Source organism: Corynebacterium sp. HMSC05D03, from assembly GCF_001807205.1.
GTDB lineage: Bacteria > Actinomycetota > Actinomycetes > Mycobacteriales > Mycobacteriaceae > Corynebacterium > Corynebacterium aurimucosum.
The window spans coordinates 1-4,786 of record NZ_KV788197.1; the positions used below are offsets into that span (position 1 = coordinate 1).

Annotated in this window: 5 protein-coding genes and 2 tRNA genes; 2 read left to right on the forward strand and 5 right to left on the reverse strand. The window is 59.0% G+C overall.

Features of this window, described 5'->3' with window-relative positions; translation table 11 throughout:
* Positions 1-80: 80 nt before the first annotated feature.
* On the reverse strand, positions 81-1,349 hold the full coding sequence (gene murA, locus HMPREF3147_RS12345; RefSeq protein WP_070448154.1) for a UDP-N-acetylglucosamine 1-carboxyvinyltransferase: 1,269 nt from the start codon (positions 1,347-1,349) through the stop codon (positions 81-83).
* A gap of 21 nt (positions 1,350-1,370) precedes the next feature.
* Positions 1,371-2,210, reverse strand: coding sequence for an acetate metabolism transcriptional regulator RamA (gene ramA / locus HMPREF3147_RS12350; protein ID WP_010189033.1), 840 nt, complete (start codon positions 2,208-2,210; stop codon positions 1,371-1,373).
* Between the two features lie 253 nt (positions 2,211-2,463).
* On the opposite strand from ramA, the gene cysK reads away from it, so the two are divergent.
* A complete protein-coding gene (cysK, locus tag HMPREF3147_RS12355) occupies positions 2,464-3,402 on the forward strand; it encodes a cysteine synthase A (protein ID WP_305764418.1) in 939 nt (312 codons plus the stop codon).
* Between the two features lie 118 nt (positions 3,403-3,520).
* Positions 3,521-4,084 carry a serine O-acetyltransferase EpsC gene (epsC, locus tag HMPREF3147_RS12360; RefSeq protein WP_141740752.1) on the forward strand — a complete coding sequence of 188 codons (564 nt, stop codon included), beginning with the start codon at positions 3,521-3,523 and terminating at the stop codon, positions 4,082-4,084.
* 18 nt (positions 4,085-4,102) lie between these two features.
* Here the strand turns inward: epsC and HMPREF3147_RS12365 are convergent, their stop codons facing one another.
* From HMPREF3147_RS12365 to HMPREF3147_RS12375, 3 genes are all read right to left on the reverse strand, one after another.
* Complete coding sequence (locus HMPREF3147_RS12365; protein WP_070448153.1) at positions 4,103-4,405, reverse strand: GNAT family N-acetyltransferase; 303 nt, start codon at positions 4,403-4,405, stop codon at positions 4,103-4,105.
* A 55-nt stretch (positions 4,406-4,460) separates the two neighbouring features.
* Positions 4,461-4,533, reverse strand: a tRNA-Phe gene (locus HMPREF3147_RS12370).
* 20 nt (positions 4,534-4,553) lie between these two features.
* Positions 4,554-4,627, reverse strand: a tRNA-Asp gene (locus tag HMPREF3147_RS12375).
* Positions 4,628-4,786: the final 159 nt, after the last annotated feature.

The following is a 4,786-nucleotide window of genomic DNA, read 5'->3' on the forward strand; positions in this document are numbered from 1 at the left end:
ATACGCACACCCCCAACAAACAACAAATCCCCAGTTCAACCGTGGGATTGAACCGGGGAAACGTCGCCAAGCACGGCGCCTTAGTAGAGCTCTTCCTCCTGAGTGCGCTCGATCGTGGCGCCCAAGGCCTGGAGATTCTCCACAAAGTTGGGATAGCCGCGATCAATGTGGAAGACATCGTGCACGGTGGTCGTCTCATCCGCACACAGTGCAGAGAGCACCAACCCGGCGCCTGCGCGGATATCGGAACTCCAGACATGCGTCGAAGACAGACGCTCCTGCCCGCGGATGACTACGTGGTGTCCATCAACTTGGGCATCGGCGCCAAGGCGGAGCATCTCATCGACGAAACGGAAGCGCGATTCGAAGACATTCTCCGTAATGATGGAGGTGCCTTCCGCCACGGCGGAAAGACCAATAGCAATAGGCTGAAGATCCGTAGGGAAACCGGGGTACGGCAGGGTTTGATAATCCACGGCGCTCGGGCGACCGTCCATGCGCACCCGGAAACCGTTCACATAGTCCTCAATGTCAGCGCCGGCAGACTTGAGCTTTTCCAGCGGCAGGTGCAGGTGCTTAGGAGCAATGCCACCCACCGTAATATCACCGCGAGTCATCACAGCAGCATAGGCCCAGGTACCCGCAACGATGCGGTCGCCGATAACCTCGTGCTCTGTTGGTTGCAGCTTGTCCACTCCCCGAATGGTGATGGTGGATGTCCCCTCCCCAGAGATATCGGCTCCCATCTCCTTAAGCATCGTGCACAAGTCGACGATCTCCGGTTCGCGGGCGGCATTGTGGAGTTGAGTTTCACCATCAGCAAGCACGGCGGCGGTAAGAATGTTCTCCGTCGCGCCGACGGAAGGGAAATCAAGCCGGATATTTGCCCCGTGGAGACGATCAGCTTCCGCCACCACAGCACCGTGTTCGATGCGTGTGCGCGCACCCATCTTCTCCAGCCCGGACTGGTGCATATCCAAGGGGCGGGAACCGATGGCGTCACCGCCTGGCAATGCCACCTTCGCGTGACCGCAGCGCGCGGTCAACGGTCCCAGCACACACACGGAAGCGCGGAATTGACGCACCGCATCGAAGTCCGCGTTGGAGTGCAGCTCGGCCGGGGTGGTGATGCGCACGGTGTGGCCATCAATCTCCACGGTGCAGCCAAGGCCCTCAAGGACCTTTCGCATTAGAGGGACATCGAGAATCTCAGGACAGTTGGTCAGCGTGGTGGTGCCCTCCGCCAACAGTGCCGCAGCCATCAGCTTCAGCACACTGTTTTTAGCACCGTCAACCTTGACGGTGCCCTGCAGGCGCGCCCCACCGGAGACAATAAATTGGTCTTTCACGCCCACCCAACTTACCTACAATCAGGGCAACGCGCCTATACGACGGGCCGCATTAACCGCCTCATAGCGAGTATGCGCACCCAATTTGCGCATGACAGAACGCAGATAGGACTTCACAGTTTCGGCACCAATGCCCATCTCCTCGGCAGCCTCAACGTTGGTATGGCCAAGGGCGACGCAAGAAAGAACATCGAGTTCGCGCGCGGACAGCTTGGTGGACTGCTTCACACGGACCGGAGAGACCATCTGATCACACAGTGCCTCAAGCTCCTTGCGAAGGTCTTCATCATTGACGCGGTTAGCCAGCATCCGCAGCTTGGAGTGCGTCGAGCGTACCTGCTCCCATTCGGCACCGTTCATCACATGGCCGCGCGCAGCACCACCCTTACCACCATCGGCCCGGCGCAGTGCGGAATTAACCGCCAAGTCCTGCTCGAGGCAGCGGGCAGTCATGGTGACCTCCTCGATCACCTTGTCACCCAAGCGCACCGGCGAATGAACACCGACATAGAGGACTCCACGGATCTCACGCTGAACGGTAACTGGGACCGCCACGATGGAGTGCAGGCCTTCGTCTTGAATATAGCGATCATTCTCATGGCTAATCGTGGTAGCGCGGGTGTAATCGGAAACACCAACCGCGCGGCGAGTACTAACAACGCGCCCGCCGACGCCCACGTTCGCGTCAATCACCAAGTTCTGCAAAGCCGGGGTCCGCAGACCTACCCACTGGGTAATCTGCAAGCGATTATCCGGCAGCAAGGTTCCGTACATCGTGACGGGGATTCCCGTTGCAGTCTTCAGCGACGAGAGCGCTGCGCGTACGGCTTCGTCGTCATCCTTGAGTCGGTGCGGCTCCATGAGACTCTCTCTTACTCGGGGGTAACCAGCAGGTGCACCCACATTCCCCGCCTGAAACGGGGGTAGGTGAACACTATTTGCGAAGTATAACCGGCCGACGGGGGTAATTCTAAATCACGGCCCACCCTTCTCCTCCACCCCGAATCCCACATACGATGCCCGAATGCTCGGTTCAGAATTTATATACTACTCTGTCTACCGTTGGGGTGTAAGGTGTCTGCTGTACATCAGAAGTTATTTTCAAGGAGTCCACATCGTGGCTGTATATGACAACATTCTCGAGACCATCGGCGGCACCCCGCTAGTCCGCCTCAACCGCCTAACCGAAGACCTCGGCGCTGAGGTCCTCGTGAAGGTTGAGTCCTTCAACCCCGCAAATTCCGTCAAGGATCGCATCGCCAAGGCGATTGTCGACACCGCCGTAGAATCCGGCGAGCTGAAGCCCGGCGGCACCATCGTCGAGGCCACTTCCGGCAACACCGGTATCGGCCTGGCGCTCGTCGGCGCTGCTCAGGGATACAAGGTCATCCTCACCATGCCGGAGACCATGTCCAACGAGCGCAAGGTTCTGCTGCGCGCTTATGGAGCAGAGATCGTCCTCACCCCGGGCGCTGCGGGCATGAAGGGCGCTGTAGAGAAGGCCAACGAGATTATCGCCGAAACCCCCAATGCCATCCTGGCTTCCCAGTTCGCCAACGAAGCCAACCCAAAGATCCACGAGGCAACCACCGGTCCTGAAATCTGGGAGGACGCCGAGGGCAAGGTTGACGCCTTCGTGGCTGGCGTCGGAACCGGCGGCACCGTCACCGGTGTTGGTCGCTACCTGCGCTCTCAGAACCCGGATACCTACCTCGTAGCCGTAGAGCCCTCCGATTCCCCTGTTCTGTCCGAGGGCAAGGCTGGCCCGCACAAGATTCAGGGCATCGGCGCTAACTTCGTCCCAGAGGTTTTGGACCGTGAGATCCTCAACGAGGTTCTTACCGCAACCACCGAAGAGTCCGTGTCCACCGCCCGCAAGCTGGCTACCGAAGAAGGCCTGCTCGTTGGTATTTCCTCCGGCGCCAACGTCTCTGCAGCACTCAAGCTGGCCGCTCGTGACGAGTTTAAGGGCAAGACAATCGTCGTTGTCGCCCCGGACTTTGGTGAGCGCTACGTCTCCACCATTCTCTTCGAGGACATCCGCGAAGCTTAAGGAATAGTCAACATGGCTCTCCGCGGGACGTCGCCAAGCACGGCGCCGTGATGAGCCTCCGAATAAAAGCGCCCTCTGTGCTAGGGGGCGCTTTTTCTTTCTGGATAGGATGGTTCGCATGCACATCTTGAAGATGATTCGTGAAGACCTCGCCAACGCGCGCGAGCATGACCCGGCCGCGCGCGGCGACGTCGAGAATGCCGTGGTCTATTCCGGCCTCCACGCTATTTGGGCGCACCGCATCGCCCACCGCATGTGGAAGCATGGTTGGCGCGGCCCCGCACGTATCCTGGCACAAGTAAACCGCTTCTTCACCGGTATTGAGATCCACCCTGGTGCCACCATCGGCCGCCGTTTCTTCATTGACCACGGCATGGGCATCGTTATTGGTGAAACCGCCGAAATCGGCGATGGCGTGATGCTCTACCACGGGGTCACGCTCGGCGGCCAGGTGCTCACGCAGACCAAGCGCCACCCAACGATCGGGGACAACGTGACCATCGGTGCCGGCGCCAAGGTACTAGGCCCCATCACCATCGGCGAAGGCTCCGCAGTAGGCGCTAACGCCGTGGTGACGAAGGATGTGCCCGCTAATCACACCGCTACGGGTATTCCGGCTAAGAACCGTCCTCGCAAGAAGAATGAGCGCATCAAGCTGGTGGACCCGGACTACTACATCTAAGGGCCCCAGAACCTGTCCTTAGAGGCTGCCCTCACGCTTAGTCAGACGCTGGTATTCAGGGTTCTTCTCAATAAACCGCGCTACGGCACTGCACGTTGGGATGACTTGGCGGCCTACCGTCGAGTCATCATCCAACGCCGCCTTAATGAGCGGCTTGGACAGGCCTTGGCCTTGAAAGGCCTCAGAGATTTCCGTGTGCGTGAACTCGCGCGCGGCTGCGGAGTCACTGTATTCGGCAAAACCCGCTTCCTCGCCATCGACGGTAATAACGAAGCGGGATTGATCGGTTTGGTGCGCAACAGAAGTAGTCATGCCGCCCATTAAACCAAAAAATGCACCAAAAAAGCCCCCTCCAAAAATGGAGGGGGCTATCTTGTGGCCAGAGCCAGGATCGAACTGGCGACCCCACACTTTTCAGGCGTGTGCTCTACCGACTGAGCTATCTGGCCAGAAGCCACTAGGACTTCGGCGACCCTGACGGGACTTGAACCCGCGACCTCCGCCGTGACAGGGCGGCGCGCTAACCAACTGCGCCACAGGGCCATTTTTAGTTTTCTCTTGTGCGCTGGGCACGAATAAGTACTCTACACACAGCTAGATAAGCACAGCAAATCAGCACGTCAGACTCAGTTTTACCGTGCACTAGACCTCGGTATACAGCCCACCCCTGTGATGTCTAGCGACTTTTTGGACACGGAGTCC